This window comes from Mesorhizobium sp. B2-3-6, from assembly GCF_006442305.1.
Classification (GTDB): Bacteria; Pseudomonadota; Alphaproteobacteria; order Rhizobiales; family Rhizobiaceae; genus Mesorhizobium.
The window spans coordinates 1-14,968 of the sequence record NZ_VFVW01000017.1 but is presented as its reverse complement, the minus strand read 5'-3'; the positions used below and the strand labels follow the sequence as shown (position 1 = coordinate 14,968).

Below are 14,968 nucleotides of genomic sequence, written 5' to 3'. Positions count from 1 at the left end.
GTCACTACACTTCATCCGGTTTTCAGCACCGCTTTTGAACGCAAGGACTTCAGCTCATGGCCGATTATCCGGACAATGATGCCTCTGCCCGGCCTATCGCTGCGGTCGAAGCTTCGAGCCTGCGTGATCAGGTGGCAACCATCAAGCTGGCGCTTGCCGGGCCGCCGGTCCGCAAAGGGCTACGCTGGGCCTCCATCGGAATGGTTGCCGTCATTGTCGCGACCTCGATCGGCCAGGTTCTGCTCAACCGCTGGAACCAGCCTTTCTACGATGCGCTTGCACGCCGCGACATGCAGGCCTTCCTGCACCAGCTCGCCGTTTTTGCCGCGATTGCCGGTGGGCTTCTTGTGCTCAATGTCGGCCAGACCTGGCTCAATCAGACGATCCGGCTGAAGCTGCGCGAGGCGCTGACGCTCGATCTGATCGATGGATGGATGCGGCCGGCGCGCGCTTTTCGCCTGGCGCATGCAGGCGCCATCGGGGTCAATCCCGACCAGCGCATGCAGCAGGACGCGAGCCATCTTTCCGACCTGTCGACGGATCTTGGCGTTGGCCTGCTGCAATCCCTAATCCTGCTCGCCTCCTTCGTCGGCGTGTTATGGGAGCTGTCCTCGGGCTTCGTCTTCCATGTCGGCGGGACATCGCTCGCCATACCGGGCTACATGGTGTGGGCGGCCATCCTCTATGCCGGAACGGCTTCCTGGCTGAGCTGGCTGGTCGGACGGCCACTGATCCACCTCAACAGCGACCGCTACACACGCGAGGCGGAGCTGCGTTCCTCGATGGTGCGCGTCAACGAGAACATCGATGCCATCGCGCTCGCCCGAAGCGAGCCCGATGCCAGGCGGCGGCTGGAAACCGACCTGGGCACCGTGCTCGGCGCCATGCGACGCATCTATAACGCCCAGATCAATCTCGCCTGGGTGACGGACACCTATGGCTGGATCACCGTGGTGGCTCCCATCCTGGTCGCTTCGCCGGTCTATTTCGCGGGCGATATCAGCTTCGGCGGACTGATGATGGCGGTCGGCGCCTTCAATCAGGTCCATTCTTCATTGCGTTGGTTCATCAACAATATCGGCAGCATCGCCGATTGGCGCGCGACGCTGATGCGCGTCGCCGATTTCCGCATTGCGCTGGATGAGACCGATGTGCTGCACGGCCAGGAAAGGCGCATCGAATTCGGCGAGAATGCAAACGGCAAGCTGACCTTCGAGAAACTCGAAGTGGCCTCGCCGGAGGGCTGCACGAGGCTCGCCGACCAGCATGTCGAGATCCACGCCGGCGAACGCGTCATGCTCACCGGCGAGCCTGGCGCGGGCAAGACGCTGTTCTTTCGCGCCATTGCCGGCCTGTGGCCATGGGGGAGCGGGCGCATCGGCATGCCGGCGGGAGAGACGCCCATCTTCGTGCCGCGCACGCCTTACTTCCCAACCGCCACGCTGCGCGAAGTGCTCGACCGCGTGGACGGGGTTGCGCCGGCAAGCGATGCCGATATCTCAGCCGTGCTGGCCGAGATCGGCCTGGAACACCTGTCGTCGTCGCTCGGCCGCAGCGCGCGCTGGGAGCATGAACTGGCCGACGACGAACTGCGCCTGCTGGCCTTTGCCCGCCTCGTGCTGCGCCAACCAAAATGGGTGATCATCGATGAGGCTCTCGATGCCTTCGACGGACCGACACTGCGGCGGGTGTTGTCGATGCTGGAGAAGCGGCTGGGCGGGGCGACGATCCTCAATATAGGCCGCGGCCAGCACAACAATCAATTCTTCCCGCGCGCACTGACCATCGTGAAGGCGTCCGGCGTGCCGGCTCTGAAGCCCGCGCGCATAAGGGCAGGCGCGATCGAGCCGCCGCCGGCCGCTCCTCGCCGCAAGAAATAGCACTTCCGGCATCTATTCGGACCAGCCCGCGCCACGCCACGTGGCAGCTTTATTTCGCCGTGATCGCGAGGGAAGATCGCACCGGAAACATAGCTTGAGCCGGCCATGCTTGATGCTCTCAGCCTGCTTGCCTGCCTGGCCTGCACCGAGGCCGCCGTGACTGCGCCTGCGCCGGATAGTCTGGCCGTTGATGTCCAACTGGTGCTGGCGGTCGATATCTCATTGTCGATGGACGAGAAGGAGTTCGCCCTGCAGCGCGCCGGCTATGTGGAGGCGCTGCGTCATCCCGACTTCATCAAGGCGGTCCGCGCCGGGAACGCCGGTCGCATCGCGCTCACCTATTTCGAATGGGCCGGCACTGTGCGCGACGACGCGCTCATCGGCTGGCAGGTCATCGACGGCGCTGAGAGCGCCAACGCTTTTGCCGACAAGATTGCAGCCCGCCCGTTCCGCAGCTTCCGCGGCACGTCGATCTCCGGCGCGCTCGCCTTCGGTGCAGGGCTTTTCGACCGCACTACTTTCGAAAGCGAACGCAGCGTCATCGATATTTCCGGTGACGGACCAAACAATATCGGGCTGCCCGTCACCGCCACGCGGGATGCGGCAAACGCCAGAGGCATCGTCATCAACGGCCTGCCGATCCTGATCAATCCATCGCCCACCTTCAGCCATCTCGACCGGTATTACGCCCAGTGCGTAACCGGCGGGCCGGGCTCCTTCGTGCTGCCGATTTATACAGCCGCCGAATTCTCGACGGCGATCCGGCGCAAGTTGATCCTCGAAGTGAGCGGCGTTCAGAACGAGACCAGGATCATTCCCGCCGAAGCCGAGGCTCCGATCGACTGCCTGCAAGGCGAACGCGACAGACGGTTCTTGTCGGATCCGTATTTCCCGGAGCTCGATCGCTGAGCCTTCGCCGGGCTATGCGTCCCAACCTGCTGATGACCTTCGTCGCAGAGATCAGCCTGCAGCTCGACTTCGCCCGAAAAGGGGGTGTCATAGCCACCTCCGGGATGGCCCTTATCGCTTCAACAAGAACACCGCCTGCTGGCCGAAGAAGTTCCAGAACCACCATGGCATCGACAGGCCGATCTTCTGGCCGTTGGCGTCGAGCGCGGTCGCCCTTTCCACGGTCGCGCCAAGCTCCTCGCACAGATTGACGAAGTCGCGGATGGTGCAGAAGTGGATGTTCGGCGTGTCGTACCAGGAATAGGGCAGGTCCTTGGTCACCGGCATGCGGCCCTTGACGAACAGCGACAGGCGCACCCGCCAGTGGCCGAAATTGGGGAAGGAAACGATGGCGTGTTCGCCGATCCTGAGCAGTTCGTCGAGAACGAGCTTCGGGTTGCGGGTCGCCTGCAAGGTCTGCGACAGGACGACGAAATCAAAACCCTTGTCGGGATAGAATTCAAGATCCTTGTCGGCGTCGCCCTGAACGACGGAAAGGCCGCGCGCCACGCATTCGTTGACACCGCGCTGCGACAGCTCCAGTCCGCGGCCGTCGATCTGCTTGGTTTCCTGCAAAAGCTCGAGCAGCGAGCCGTCGCCGGAGCCGACGTCCAGCACCCGCGATTGCGGCGGGATCAGACCGGCGATCACCTCGAGATCGACGCGCTGGGCGCGGTTGACGCTCATGGCTTGCCCCTTGTCGTGGTGCGTGACCCTTGATGGACAGGTCTGCAATTTTGCGGGGTCATGCGCCGAGCCCTCTCGCTCGCGCGGCCGAGCCGATGAAGCCATTGATGGCGGCGAACAGTTCCGGCTCGTCGAGCAGGAAGGCGTCGTGCCCGCGATCGGTCTCGATCTCGACGAAGGACACCGACGCGCCGGCGGCATTCAGCGCATGGACGATCGAGCGGCTCTCCTCGGTCGGGAACAGCCAATCCGAGGTGAACGACACCAGGCAGAAGCGGGTCTTGGTGCCGGCAAAAGCATCGGCCAGCCTGCCGCCGTGGTCGGCGGCGAGGTCGAAATAGTCCATGGACCGCGTCATATAGAGATAGGAATTGGCGTCGAAGCGGTCGACGAAAGTCATGCCCTGGTGACGCAGATAGCTCTCGATCTGGAAATCGGCGTCGAAGCCGAAGGTCAGCGCTTCGCGGTCCTGCAGGTTGCGGCCGAACTTCCGGTGCAAGGCTGCTTCCGACAGGTAGGTGATGTGGGCGGCCATGCGCGCCACGGCGAGCCCCTTTTCCGGGCGTTTGCCGTGGTCGAAATACTTGCCGCCATGCCATTCGGGGTCGGCCATCACGGCCTGCCGGCCGACCTCGTGGAAAGCGATGTTCTGCGAGGAATGCCGCGCGCCGGTGGCGATCGGCAGCGCCGAGAAAACACGCTCCGGATAGCTCGACGCCCATTGCAGCACCTGCATGCCGCCCATCGACCCGCCGAGCACGCAAAACAGTTTTTCGATGCCGAAATGATCGATCAGCATCTGCTGGGCACGCACCATGTCGCGGATGGTGATGACCGGAAGGTCGAGCCCATAAGGCTTGCCGGTGGCGGGATTGGTGGATGCCGGGCCGGTGGAACCGAGGCAGCCGCCGATGACGTTTGAGCAGATGACGAAGAAACGGTTGGTGTCGATGATCTTGCCGGGGCCGATCAGCACTTCCCACCAACCCGGCTTGCCGGTCACTGGATTGGTGCTGGCCACATGCTGGTCGCCGGTCAAAGCGTGGCATACGAGAATGGCGTTGGAACGGGCGTCATTCAGCGTGCCGTAGGTCTGGTAGGCGATCTGGAACGGCGACAGCAGCGTGCCGGCGTCGAGCTTGAGCGGCTTGTCGGCGCCGAAGCGCACGACCGGACTCGACGGTTGGTCTGCCTCGTTGTTGGTTCTGCCAGCGCGCTGAGCGGCCATCTCGTCTCTCTTGCTGCACCCTTGCCTTGCGGAAATCGCTGCCGATCTCCGCGCCGCCGACGCGTTCGTCCGGCCGGCCGCGGACAATAAAAAACCGGCATTGCCTTCGCAAAGCCGGTTACGTCGCGCAAACGGCCCTTTAGCGAATTGTTTAACGTGGCTGCAAGCCGACCGGCCAAATCACCACGGAACTGTCGCTGCCCTTCTAGAACTCACCTGCCTCGCCGTCAATGCCGCCTGCTGGCACCACTGCCACCTCTCGACATTGCCGGCCATGGCTTGTATTTCCGCAGCGGCTTCCAGGACGGAAGCGTTCTCGACGGATTTTGCGATATGAGCCAGACCCCGGACAAGGCACGTCCAACCCCGCGCGCGGGCATCATGGACATCCAGGCCTATGTGCCGGGCAAGAGCTCGGCCCCCGCCGGGGTGGACAAGGTCCACAAGCTGTCGTCGAACGAGAACCCGCTCGGCCCCTCGCCGAAGGCAATCGAGGCCGCGCGCGAGGTCGCCGCGAAGCTCGACGTCTATCCCGACGGCACCGCCCGGCGCCTGCGCGAAGCAATCGCCGAGGTGCATGGTCTGAACGCACAGAACATCATCTGTTCCAACGGCTCCGACGAGATCCTCGGCCTACTGGCGCAGACTTATCTCGCGCCCGGCGACGAGGCCATATTCACCGAACACGCCTTCATGGTCTACAAGATCTACATCCAGTCGGCGGGTGCGACGCCTGTCGCGGTCAAGGAGACCCAGGAGCGCGCCGACATCGATGCGATCCTGGCGGCTGTCACGCCACGTACGAAGATCGTGTTCCTCGCCAATCCCAACAATCCAACCGGCACTTACGTGCCGTTCCAGGAGGTGCGCCGCCTGCATGCCGGCCTGCCGAAGAACGTGCTTCTGGTGCTCGATGCCGCCTATGCCGAATATGTCAGGCGCAACGACTATGAGGCCGGCATCGAGCTCGCGGGCAGCTCTCAGAACGTGGTCATGACCCGCACCTTCTCCAAGATCGGACTTGGCGGGGCGCGGATCGGATGGATGTATGGGCCGATGCACATCGTCGACGCGATCAACCGCATACGCGGTCCCTTCAACGTCAATGCGACGGCGATCGAGGCCGGCATCGCCGCCGTCCGCGACCGCGCCCATATCGAGCGTAGCGTCGCGCATAACGAGACCTGGCTGGCCTGGCTGAGCGAACAGATGACCGGGCTCGGGTTGCGGGTGACGCCGAGCGTCGGCAATTTCCTCCTCATTCATTTTCCCGACGACGGCAAGCATTCGGCCGCGGCGGCGGACGATTATCTCACCCAGCGCGGCTACATACTGCGGCGTGTTTCGGGCTATGGCTTTCCCAACGCACTGCGTATGACGGTCGGCACCGAAGAGGCCAATCGCGGCGTTGTCGCGGCACTCACGACATTCCTGAAAAGCTAGAACGCCATGGCATCACCGATGTTCGAAAAGATCGCGCTGGTCGGCATCGGCCTGATTGGCTCGTCGCTGGCCCGCGTCATCCGCCGCGAGGGCCTGGCCGGCCATGTCGCCATCTCGACGCGCAGCGCCGCGACGCTGGCGCGGGCGCAAGAGCTTGGGCTGGGCTCCTCCTACGCCATAGATGCCAAGGAAGCGGTCCGCGATGCCGACCTGGTTATCGTCTCGGTGCCGGTCGGCTCGTCCGGCGCGGTGGCGCAAGAGATCGCGCCGGCGCTGAAGAGGGGCGCCATCGTCACCGATGTCGGCTCGACCAAGGCTTCCGTGATCGCACAGATGCAGCCGCATATACCCGGTGGGGTGCATTTCATTCCCGGCCATCCGCTGGCCGGCACGGAGAAATCTGGGCCCGATGCCGGTTTCGCCGATCTGTTCGACAACCGCTGGTGCATTTTCACCCCGCTGCCGGACACGGATCCGGACGCGCTGGAAAGGCTTTCCGAATTCTGGCGCCGTTGTGGCGCCAACATCGACACGATGGATCCGCAGCATCACGACATGACGCTGGCCATCGTCTCGCATTTGCCGCACATCATCGCCTACAACATCGTCGGCACCGCCGATGACCTGGAATCGGTGACCAAGACGGAAGTCATCAAATATTCCGCTTCCGGTTTCCGCGACTTCACGCGCCTCGCCGCCTCCGATCCGACCATGTGGCGGGACGTGTGCCTGCACAACAAGGACGCGATCCTGGAAATGCTGGCGCGGTTCTCGGAGGATCTGGCTTTTCTGCAGCGGGCGATCCGCTGGGGCGACGGCGACAAGCTGTTCGACCTGTTCACCCGCACCCGCGCCGTGCGACGCTCGATCATCGAGGCCGGCCAGGACATCGACGTGCCGGATTTCGGTCGCCAGGCGGTCGAGCATCCGGCGAAAAACTAGGCTCCTTCAGGCCAGGTCGCCGCCATCATCGCCAGTGTCTCGGCACGATCGGGCGCGCCCAGCCTGCCGCCGAAGCGCTGGCATTTGAGCGCTGCGGCCGCGCTGGCAAAGCGTAGCGCCTGCTCGATCGGCATGGCTTGCGCCAATCCGGCTGCGAATGCGCCATGAAAGACGTCGCCGGCTGCCAGCGTATCCACCACCTTGACCTTTGGCGCAGCGACGTGGCGTACGCAACCGGCCTGCCTGTCATGCCACCAGGTTCCAGCCCCGCCGGCGGTTACCGCGACGAAAGCGTCGGTGCGCGACGCAAGGTCGGCGCATGCGGCCTGCGGGTCCAGCGCCTGGCCGCAGACGATGCGCGCCGCCGGTTCGGAGGCGACGATGTGCGAGGCGAGCGGCAACAGCCGCTCCAGCACTGCCAATGGCGCGGTGTCGGCATCGAGGATCCCAGGGCGGCGGGCAGCGCGCGCAGCGCTGAGCGCCAGCGCCGCAGCACCCGGCCAGCGCACATCGACCAGCACGGCATCGAAAGCCGTGAGATCGGCGACCGGCAAGCCGTCGGGATCGGCCTGAGCGCGCTGATCGTAGAAAGGCACGATGATGCGTTCGCCATGGCCGTCGACAAGGATCGCGGCCAGCGCCGAGGACGCTCCGGGGACGCGACGGACGAGGCTGCAATCGACGCCCTCCGCCTCGATGCCCGATATCAGCTGGTTGCCGACCTGATCATCGCCGGCGCTCGCCCAAAGCCACACTTCGGCGCCCAGCCGGCGTGCGGCGCAGGCGGCACTCGTGGCCATGCCGGAAGCGATCTGGACGCCATCGGCGGCCATGAACTTGCCCTGATGGATGGGCAGCGCTTCGACGCGAAGAATGGTGTCGAGCGTCAGCGCGCCGACGCTCAGGAGTTTTGCCGGTCTGTCCATTGGGGATGCTTAGTCGACCGGCTTGATCTTGCCCAGCGGGATAAAGCCGAGCGAGGCCTTGCCCTTGACCACCTTGAGCGGCATCGACGGTTCGTTGCCGAGCAGCGCCAGGGCGGCAAAGCCTTGTTCGATCTGGTTCTTCTGTTCGGGTATGGCGGCCCCGAGAATGGCGGCCACGGCTTTCGGGTCTTTCAGCCTGATCATCAGATCGGCATCGACCAGGCCCTCGGTGTCGACCGACAGCGGCCCGGAAACGGCGACGTGCGCCGTGCCCGACGACAAATCCAGCCTGCGGATCTCGACGGCCTGGCCGCGCAGGCTTTTCAGTTGCGTGCCGATCAGGGCCAGGCCGTTCTTCAGCGTCGCCTCGCCACTGGCGTCGAGCGGCGGCAGGACGCGGCCCCCGATCGCATCGGGGTCGATCTCCAGATCGCCGAAGCTGCCGATATAGTCGATATCCCTGCCGTTCGGCTGCAGCTGGCCCGCCGCCTTGCCGGCGCTGAACAGTTGCACCGGATCGGTATCGTCGGCCGGATCAGTCTGGCCGGACAGGCCCTCGGCCGTGAGCGAAATGCGTCGCGGCAGCGGCCATGAGAGCTTGACGTTGGCCTTAAGATCATCCCAGTCGATCCACAGCGGCACCATGCCCGGAACGGAGGTCCTGAGCGGACCGCGCAGGTCCGCGACCGGCGACAGCGGCTGGATGATCTGGGCGACGGCGTTGAAGGAACCGGCAGAGGCGGCAACGTTCTTGGCATCATCCTCATAGGCAAGATTGTCGCAGGAGACGGCGAAGCTCAGGGGATAACCGCTGACCTGGAGATTGGCGCAGCCGGCCTCGATGCCACTCTTGTTGAGCGTGGCGACCGCCTTGTCGGCTTCGCTCCGGACCCTGTCGGCGAGATAGAACCAGCCGCCGCTGTAGATGGCGAACAGCGCGATGACAAACGCTGCAAGCCAGAACAGGCGGCGGCGATGCTTCGGCTGGCGTTCGTCAGTGGACGTCATGCTGCGGTTCTCGTTCACGCATCGGGGCTGTGGGCGGGCTGTCGATTCTGGCAACGACAATAGGTAGACAGAGATGGACGGAAAAAACACCGATTCCGGTGTGGTGTTGCCATTCTTACGCAATCAGGCACGGCGATATGGGCGATTTTTGGGTGTTTGGCTATGGTTCGCTGATATGGCGGCCGGGGTTCGCGCATGTCGAGACAAGGCGGGCGCGCCTGCATGGCTATCGTCGCGCGCTGTGCGTCTATTCCTTCGTGCATCGCGGCACGCGGGAACGTCCGGGGCTGGTGCTCGGCCTTGACCGCGGGGGTTCCTGCGTCGGGCTGGCTTTCCGGGTGCCGGGCGAGTTGCGGGACGAGGTCATCGCCTATCTGCGTGAGCGCGAGCTGGTCACCAATGTCTATCTCGAGCGCATGCTCAATGTCCGCCTTGACGGCGGCGGCACGGTCGAGGCCGTGGCCTATATCGTCGACCGCAATCATGAGCAGTATGCCGGTGCGCTCGATGCGGCCCACGCCGCTGATGTGGTGCGCGGCGCTGTCGGCCAGTCCGGCAACAATGAGGATTATGTGTCGAGCACGCTGGACCATCTCCGGGCGCTCGGCATCCGCGATCACTGGTTGGAAGACGTGGCGAGGCGGATCGCGCCTTTGTGAAGCGCTGGCTTGCGGAAAAATCCGGCGAGGTCTTTGACCTCGATGCGGCGAGACCTAGGTTAGGCTCCGACTCTCAACGGGCGATAGCCGCCCAATCCCACCAACACGGAGATCAGCCTTGCAGAAACGCCGTCTCGGTCGCACCGACCTTTCCATCGCGCCGCTGGTTCTGGGCGGCAATGTCTTCGGCTGGACCGCCGACGAGAAGACGTCGTTCGACCTGCTCGACCGCTTCGTCGGCGCCGGCCTGAACGCGGTCGACACAGCGGACGCCTATTCGCGCTGGGTGCCCGGCCACGAGGGCGGCGAATCGGAAACCATCATCGGCAAATGGATGAAGGACCGCGGCAACCGCGATAAGGTCGTGGTGATCACCAAAGTGGGCTCGGACATGGGGCAGGGCCACAAGGACCTGTCCGCCGCTTACATCGAAAAGGCCGTCGATGCATCGCTGAAGCGGCTTCAGACCGAGTTCATCGATCTTTATCTGTCGCACTGGCCGGATCCAACCACGCCCTATGAGGAAACCCTCGGCGCCTATGAAAAGCTCCTCGCCAAGGGTAAGATCCGTTATGCCGGCTGCTCGAATCTCGACGCCGGCCAGTTGCGCGCCGCGCTCGACGTGGCAAGCCTGCGCAGCCTGCCGCGCTATGAAGTGCTGCAGCCGGAATACAATCTCTACGACCGCTCGTCGTTCGATGGCCCGCTGCGCGATCTCTGCATGGCGGAGGACATCGGCGTGATCACCTATTTCAGCCTGGCCAAGGGTTTCTTGAGCGGCAAATACCGCAGCGAGGCCGATCTCGGTCAAAGCCCGCGCGGCGGCGGCGTGAAAGATTACCTCAATGCGCGCGGTATGCGCATCCTCGCGGCACTCGACGCGGTGTCCGCCAGGCATTCGGCCAAACAGGCGGAAGTGGCGCTTGCCTGGGTCATTGCCCGGCCGGGCGTCACCGCGCCTATCGCCAGCGCCACCAAGCCTGAACAGATGGACAGCCTGATCAAGGCGGTGTCGCTGGAGCTGAGCGCCGACGACATGGCCGAGCTCGACAAGGCGAGCGGCTGAGCCGTCAGCAGCGCGCACGATCGTCCAAGACGGTCGCCCCGACCTTGCCATACCGTCATTGACGCTTGGCAAGACAGGAGGCGCGGATGGCAGGCCCGCTTTTTTCGCAGCCGGATATGTGGCGTCAGCTCGTTGCGCTGATGCTTGCCGCTACGGCCGTCATGGGCAGCCCGGGACCGGCGACGATAAGCGTCACCGCCGTCGGCGCGGCGTTCGGCCTGCGCCGTTCCCTGAGCTACGCCTTGGGGGTCATCCTGGGCACGATCACCGTGCTTCTGGTCGTGGCAAGCGGGGTGAGCGCCATGCTTGCCGCGATGCCGCCGCTCGCGCCGCTGCTTGTCGCGGCGTCGGCTGCCTATATCCTCTATCTCGCGTTCAAGATTGCCAGCGCGCCGCCCCTGGCGGCGGATGCCGGCGAGGCCGCGCGACCGACATTCACCGGCGGGTTCCTGCTGGCGGTGGCCAACCCGAAGGCTTATGTGGCCATCGCCGCGGTGTTCGCCGGCGCGTCCGCGGATTCGGGCGCCGGCGCCATCGGCACCGGGCCGAAGCTGACCGCTCTCGCATGCATGATCGTCGCCATCCATGCCGTGTGGCTGCTTGCGGGCGCTGCTTTCGCTCGCTTTCTTCGCAGGCCGGTGGCTTCGCGCATCATCAATCTGGTCTTTGCCGCGACGCTGGTGCTGACGACCGCACTGGCTGTGTTCGCTTGAACGTTGCGCGAGCCGCCATCGGCGCGCCGAAGGCCGCACTTCAGGCTTTGGCGCCGAGTTCCCGCAGCCGCTTGACCGCCGTCGGCGGCAAGGCGGGCGGATTGGGTGCACGGGACGCGTCGATGAGGAACTGGTCGCAGGCGGTTTCGGTTTCGCCGATCAGCCGCCGCATGAATTCCTCCTTGTCCAGGCCCGGCGGGATCGGCGGCAGGAAGCGCGCCTTGATGGTGCCGGGATAGCGCAGGAACTTGCGGCGCGGCCAATAAAGGCCGGCAACATGGGCGACCGGCACCACGGGAATGCCGAGCTGCGCATAGATTTCGACGATGCCGTATTTGTAGGCGGGTTCGTCGCCGGGCGCGCGGCGGGTGCCTTCGGGATAGATGATGAGCTGCCGCGGGTTGCGCGCGATTTCTTCCTTGGTCGCCGCAACCACCGCCTTCAGCGCCTTGGAGCGGCTGCCGCGGTCGACCGGGATCATGCGCATTTTCAGGATGTACCAGCCGAAGAACGGAATCCAGGTCAGCTCGCGCTTCAGAATGTAGAGTGGATCCTGGAGATAGGGGAAGAAGGCGATCGCGTCCCAGAAGGACTGGTGCTTGGGCGCCAGGATGAAGGAACCTTCGGGCAGATTTTCCACCCCGGTGATGTCGCTCTTGGTCCCGGCGATCTTGTCGTAGAGCCACATCGAGGTGCGCGACCAGAACTTCGGCACGAACCAGGCGCGATGGCGCGGCGACAGGAAATAATAGGGAGTCCAGAGGATCATCTGGACGATCAGATTGATGTAGAAGACGAAGTTGAACGCCAGCGATCGGACTTGGAGCATTGGGGGAGGCCCGGTAAGGAGGTGTGCGTTGGTTACACCAAGCGGGCGCAAAAAGGAAATGGCCGAAGATGCCCCCGAACGGCGCCGAAAGACATTTCGGCTTCGCCCACGGCCCAGCCGCGCTACATCAGCCGCGCCAGCCTTTCTTTCAGGCGCGGGGCGGCGAAGTCAAGAAATGCGCGCAGCTTGACCGGCAGCAAGCCGTGGCCTGCGTGCACCAGGCTTACCGGCCAGGGTTCCGGTTCGAACTCCCGCAGCAGCACGCGCAGCGCGCCTGACCGCACCGCCGCGTCGACCTGGTAGGACAGCACCCTCGTCAGCCCGACGCCGGCGAGCGCGGCATCGATCGCAGCTTCGGCGGTGTTGACCTGAAGCCGCGAGCGGACCCGAATCGGCATCTCGGCCTTCCCGACGGTGAAGCTCCATGTCGAGAGCGCGCCCGGCCCTTCGAAGGTAATGCAGCTGTGGGACTCGAGGTCCGCAAGCGCCGTCGGGGCGCCGCGTTCGGCCAGATAGCCGGGGCTCGCGCAAACGACACGGCGGATCGTACCGATCCGCATGGCGACAAAACTGGAGTCGGGAAGCCGGCCGATGCGGATGGCGAGGTCGAAATGGTCCTCGACCAACCGGGTTATGCGGTCGGCCAGCGTCAGGCGGATGTCTACGTCGGGATAGGCGGCGAGGAAGCCGGTCACGACCGGCAGCACATGCAGGCGGCCGAAGACGACCGGCGCGGTGATGGCCAGTTCGCCCGTCGGGGCGCTGTATTCGCCGGCCGCCATGCGCTCGGCCTCGCCGACCTCGCCCAGGATGCGGCGGCAGGCGGCAAGATACGCCTGGCCCGCATCGGTCAGCGTCAGCCGGCGTGTCGAGCGGTTCAGAAGGCGGGTCTTGAGATGTCGTTCCAGGTCGGAAACCTTGCGGCTGACCGTCGCCAGCGGAATGCGAAAACGGCGCGCGGCTGCAGACAGGCTGCCGGCCTCCGCCGCGGCGACAAAGAGCGACATGGCTTCGAGCCGGTCCATCGATTCTTCCGGAAATTGGAAGGATAGATTACAAATATGGCATCTACATCTGTCTGATGGAAGCCTCCATATTGGCCGTGACGCAGACGACCCGGGTCAAGAAGGAATTGTCATGTCGCAAGAGCGCCCGCCGCTGCCGCCATTCACCGCGGAAACCGCCGCGCAGAAGGCGCGCATGGCCGAGGATGCCTGGAACTCGCGCGATCCAGCCCGTGTCGCGCTTGCCTATACGGTAGACAGCCGCTGGCGCAATCGCGCCGAGTTCCTGCAAGGCCGCGATGCCATCCAGGCTTTCCTGACGCGCAAATGGAGCCGGGAACTCGACTACCGGCTGATCAAGGAGGTCTGGGCTTTCCATGGCAACCGTATCGCGGTGCGTTTCGCCTATGAGTGGCATGACGACAGCGGCTCGTGGTTCCGCAGCTATGGCAACGAGAACTGGGAATTCGACGAACATGGGCTGATGCGGCTGCGCATCGCCAGCATCAACGACCTGCCGATCGGCGCTGCCGACCGTAAATATCACTGGCCGCTCGGCCGACGGCCGGACGACCATCCGTCGCTGTCTGAACTCGGGCTTTAACCTCTCCGGGTAAGAAAGGCTATCGATGGACGCGCATGCTTTTACCAGCGACGTCGCTTTCACGCCGACCGTCAAGGCGATCCAGGCCCGCAAGGGCTCTCGCCAGGCCTATTCCCGGGTCGAGGAGCGCGGTGGCTGGCAGTCGGTGATTACATCGGACCTTGCGGCCTTCATCGAGATGCAGACCAGCGTCTTCCTGTCGACGGCCAACGGTGTTGGCCAGCCCTATATCCAGCATCGCGGCGGGCCCGCCGGCTTCCTCAAGGTGCTCGATGAAAAGACGATCGGCTTCGCCGATTTCGCCGGCAACAGACAGTTCATCACCCAGGGCAATCTGGCCGACAATCCGCAGGCCTTCCTGTTCCTCATCGACTATGCCCATCGCCAGCGCGTCAAGATCTGGGGCAGCGCGCGCGTGGTGGAGGGCGACGCCGAGCTGACGGCGAGGCTGATGCCGCGCGATTATGCGGCGCGGCCCGAACAGGTCATCCTGTTCACCGTGGCGACCTGGGATGCCAATTGTCCGCAGCACATTCCGCAGCGTTTCGAGGCCGCCGATGTGGCGGCGGCGCTGGCCGAACGGGACAGGCGGATCGAACGGCTCGAACAGGAAGTCGCACGCTTAACTGGCGCTTCGGCGCCCCGAGCTGTGTCAGCTCACTCAGGGTGACGATCCTTTCTGTACGCCTCGTTCGCTGCGGGCGTACTATGGCGCGGCTCATTCGTTGATAGCAACGTGCCACACGTCAGCCACGCCGTGACGAAGGCAGGCCATGCTGCCGTTGCGGGCGCTAACAGTAACGCTCGCTTTTTAGCCTCTGAAATCGGGGAGGCTTTCCTTGTACAAAACCCTGTGCAGAATCACATGATGATTTAATTGGCGCGGTGCTGAGGGTATCGCTGAGATAATCGCGGCTACAATGTCAGCGACATCATGATTTTGAGATTCGGGGGCTAGAGCGTTTCATATCTTGACGGAAGCGTAGCCTGCGTTTTCGAAGTAGTTCCTGCATTCGGCTGCCTCGATTGTT

At 64.2% G+C, this 14,968-nt stretch carries 15 protein-coding genes and 1 riboswitch; of the genes, 9 read left to right on the top strand and 6 right to left on the bottom strand.

Going from position 1 to position 14,968, the window contains the following annotated elements; translation table 11 throughout:
- Window positions 1-56 precede the first annotated feature (56 nt).
- Complete coding sequence (locus tag FJ953_RS29885) at window positions 57-1,880, top strand: ABC transporter ATP-binding protein/permease (RefSeq protein WP_140625648.1); 1,824 nt, start codon at window positions 57-59, stop codon at window positions 1,878-1,880.
- 105 nt (window positions 1,881-1,985) lie between these two features.
- Window positions 1,986-2,789: a DUF1194 domain-containing protein gene (locus FJ953_RS29880; protein ID WP_140513896.1), complete on the top strand. Its 804-nt coding sequence runs from the start codon at window positions 1,986-1,988 to the stop codon at window positions 2,787-2,789.
- A 111-nt stretch (window positions 2,790-2,900) separates the two neighbouring features.
- On the opposite strand, the gene metW is transcribed toward FJ953_RS29880, so the two are convergent.
- Complete coding sequence (gene metW, locus FJ953_RS29875) at window positions 2,901-3,515, bottom strand: methionine biosynthesis protein MetW (RefSeq protein WP_140500775.1); 615 nt, start codon at window positions 3,513-3,515, stop codon at window positions 2,901-2,903.
- 58 nt (window positions 3,516-3,573) lie between these two features.
- On the bottom strand, window positions 3,574-4,743 hold the full coding sequence (locus FJ953_RS29870; protein ID WP_140513895.1) for a homoserine O-acetyltransferase: 1,170 nt from the start codon (window positions 4,741-4,743) through the stop codon (window positions 3,574-3,576).
- Window positions 4,744-4,862: 119 nt separating this feature from the next.
- A riboswitch (SAM riboswitch) is annotated at window positions 4,863-4,940 on the bottom strand.
- 136 nt (window positions 4,941-5,076) lie between these two features.
- On the opposite strand from FJ953_RS29870, the gene hisC reads away from it, so the two are divergent.
- Both hisC and FJ953_RS29860 read left to right on the top strand, forming a co-directional pair.
- The gene (hisC, locus tag FJ953_RS29865) at window positions 5,077-6,186 is read left to right on the top strand and encodes a histidinol-phosphate transaminase (RefSeq protein ID WP_140584036.1); all 1,110 of its coding nucleotides are present in this window, start codon (window positions 5,077-5,079) and stop codon (window positions 6,184-6,186) included.
- A 6-nt stretch (window positions 6,187-6,192) separates the two neighbouring features.
- The gene (locus FJ953_RS29860; RefSeq protein WP_181167284.1) at window positions 6,193-7,128 is read left to right on the top strand and encodes a prephenate/arogenate dehydrogenase family protein; all 936 of its coding nucleotides are present in this window, start codon (window positions 6,193-6,195) and stop codon (window positions 7,126-7,128) included.
- On the opposite strand, the gene FJ953_RS29855 is transcribed toward FJ953_RS29860, so the two are convergent.
- Both FJ953_RS29855 and FJ953_RS29850 read right to left on the bottom strand, forming a co-directional pair.
- Window positions 7,125-8,054 (bottom strand): sugar kinase, encoded by a 930-nt coding sequence (locus FJ953_RS29855; RefSeq protein WP_140625647.1) that lies wholly within the window; start codon window positions 8,052-8,054, stop codon window positions 7,125-7,127. The two genes, FJ953_RS29860 and FJ953_RS29855, sit on opposite strands and share 4 nt — an antisense overlap.
- 9 nt (window positions 8,055-8,063) lie before the next feature.
- Window positions 8,064-9,062 carry a DUF2125 domain-containing protein gene (locus tag FJ953_RS29850; protein ID WP_140625646.1) on the bottom strand — a complete coding sequence of 333 codons (999 nt, stop codon included), beginning with the start codon at window positions 9,060-9,062 and terminating at the stop codon, window positions 8,064-8,066.
- Between the two features lie 137 nt (window positions 9,063-9,199).
- Between FJ953_RS29850 and FJ953_RS29845 the strand changes: the two genes are divergently transcribed.
- The 3 genes from FJ953_RS29845 (at window position 9,200) to FJ953_RS29835 (ending at window position 11,500) form a co-directional block, all read left to right on the top strand.
- Window positions 9,200-9,721 carry a gamma-glutamylcyclotransferase gene (locus tag FJ953_RS29845; RefSeq protein WP_140500781.1) on the top strand — a complete coding sequence of 174 codons (522 nt, stop codon included), beginning with the start codon at window positions 9,200-9,202 and terminating at the stop codon, window positions 9,719-9,721.
- Between the two features lie 118 nt (window positions 9,722-9,839).
- Window positions 9,840-10,787 (top strand): aldo/keto reductase, encoded by a 948-nt coding sequence (locus tag FJ953_RS29840; RefSeq protein ID WP_140558105.1) that lies wholly within the window; start codon window positions 9,840-9,842, stop codon window positions 10,785-10,787.
- An 86-nt stretch (window positions 10,788-10,873) separates the two neighbouring features.
- A complete protein-coding gene (locus tag FJ953_RS29835) occupies window positions 10,874-11,500 on the top strand; it encodes a LysE family translocator (RefSeq protein ID WP_140625645.1) in 627 nt (208 codons plus the stop codon).
- Window positions 11,501-11,540: 40 nt separating this feature from the next.
- On the opposite strand, the gene FJ953_RS29830 is transcribed toward FJ953_RS29835, so the two are convergent.
- Both FJ953_RS29830 and FJ953_RS29825 read right to left on the bottom strand, forming a co-directional pair.
- Window positions 11,541-12,329, bottom strand: coding sequence for a 1-acyl-sn-glycerol-3-phosphate acyltransferase (locus tag FJ953_RS29830; RefSeq protein ID WP_140525420.1), 789 nt, complete (start codon window positions 12,327-12,329; stop codon window positions 11,541-11,543).
- 122 nt (window positions 12,330-12,451) lie between these two features.
- Window positions 12,452-13,354 (bottom strand): LysR family transcriptional regulator, encoded by a 903-nt coding sequence (locus tag FJ953_RS29825; protein ID WP_140513887.1) that lies wholly within the window; start codon window positions 13,352-13,354, stop codon window positions 12,452-12,454.
- A 112-nt stretch (window positions 13,355-13,466) separates the two neighbouring features.
- Between FJ953_RS29825 and FJ953_RS29820 the strand changes: the two genes are divergently transcribed.
- Complete coding sequence (locus FJ953_RS29820; RefSeq protein WP_140500786.1) at window positions 13,467-13,937, top strand: DUF1348 family protein; 471 nt, start codon at window positions 13,467-13,469, stop codon at window positions 13,935-13,937.
- 25 nt (window positions 13,938-13,962) lie between these two features.
- Window positions 13,963-14,607 carry a pyridoxamine 5'-phosphate oxidase family protein gene (locus FJ953_RS29815; protein WP_140625644.1) on the top strand — a complete coding sequence of 215 codons (645 nt, stop codon included), beginning with the start codon at window positions 13,963-13,965 and terminating at the stop codon, window positions 14,605-14,607.
- The last annotated feature ends 361 nt before the right edge of the window (window positions 14,608-14,968 follow it).

Bases quoted from the DNA above. Each gene is read 5' to 3' on its own strand.
- hisC (WP_140584036.1), top strand. From the start codon at position 5,077: ATGAGCCAGACCCCGGACAAGGCACGTCCAACCCCGCGCGCGGGCATC.
- FJ953_RS29850 (WP_140625646.1), bottom strand. From the start codon at position 9,062: ATGACGTCCACTGACGAACGCCAGCCGAAGCATCGCCGCCGCCTGTTC.
- FJ953_RS29870 (WP_140513895.1), bottom strand. From the start codon at position 4,743: ATGGCCGCTCAGCGCGCTGGCAGAACCAACAACGAGGCAGACCAACCG.
- FJ953_RS29825 (WP_140513887.1), bottom strand. From the start codon at position 13,354: ATGGACCGGCTCGAAGCCATGTCGCTCTTTGTCGCCGCGGCGGAGGCC.
- FJ953_RS29885 (WP_140625648.1), top strand. From the start codon at position 57: ATGGCCGATTATCCGGACAATGATGCCTCTGCCCGGCCTATCGCTGCG.
- FJ953_RS29820 (WP_140500786.1), top strand. From the start codon at position 13,467: ATGTCGCAAGAGCGCCCGCCGCTGCCGCCATTCACCGCGGAAACCGCC.
- FJ953_RS29880 (WP_140513896.1), top strand. From the start codon at position 1,986: ATGCTTGATGCTCTCAGCCTGCTTGCCTGCCTGGCCTGCACCGAGGCC.
- FJ953_RS29830 (WP_140525420.1), bottom strand. From the start codon at position 12,329: ATGCTCCAAGTCCGATCGCTGGCGTTCAACTTCGTCTTCTACATCAAT.
- FJ953_RS29860 (WP_181167284.1), top strand. From the start codon at position 6,193: ATGGCATCACCGATGTTCGAAAAGATCGCGCTGGTCGGCATCGGCCTG.
- FJ953_RS29815 (WP_140625644.1), top strand. From the start codon at position 13,963: ATGGACGCGCATGCTTTTACCAGCGACGTCGCTTTCACGCCGACCGTC.
- metW (WP_140500775.1), bottom strand. From the start codon at position 3,515: ATGAGCGTCAACCGCGCCCAGCGCGTCGATCTCGAGGTGATCGCCGGT.
- FJ953_RS29835 (WP_140625645.1), top strand. From the start codon at position 10,874: ATGGCAGGCCCGCTTTTTTCGCAGCCGGATATGTGGCGTCAGCTCGTT.
- FJ953_RS29845 (WP_140500781.1), top strand. From the start codon at position 9,200: ATGGGCGATTTTTGGGTGTTTGGCTATGGTTCGCTGATATGGCGGCCG.
- FJ953_RS29855 (WP_140625647.1), bottom strand. From the start codon at position 8,054: ATGGACAGACCGGCAAAACTCCTGAGCGTCGGCGCGCTGACGCTCGAC.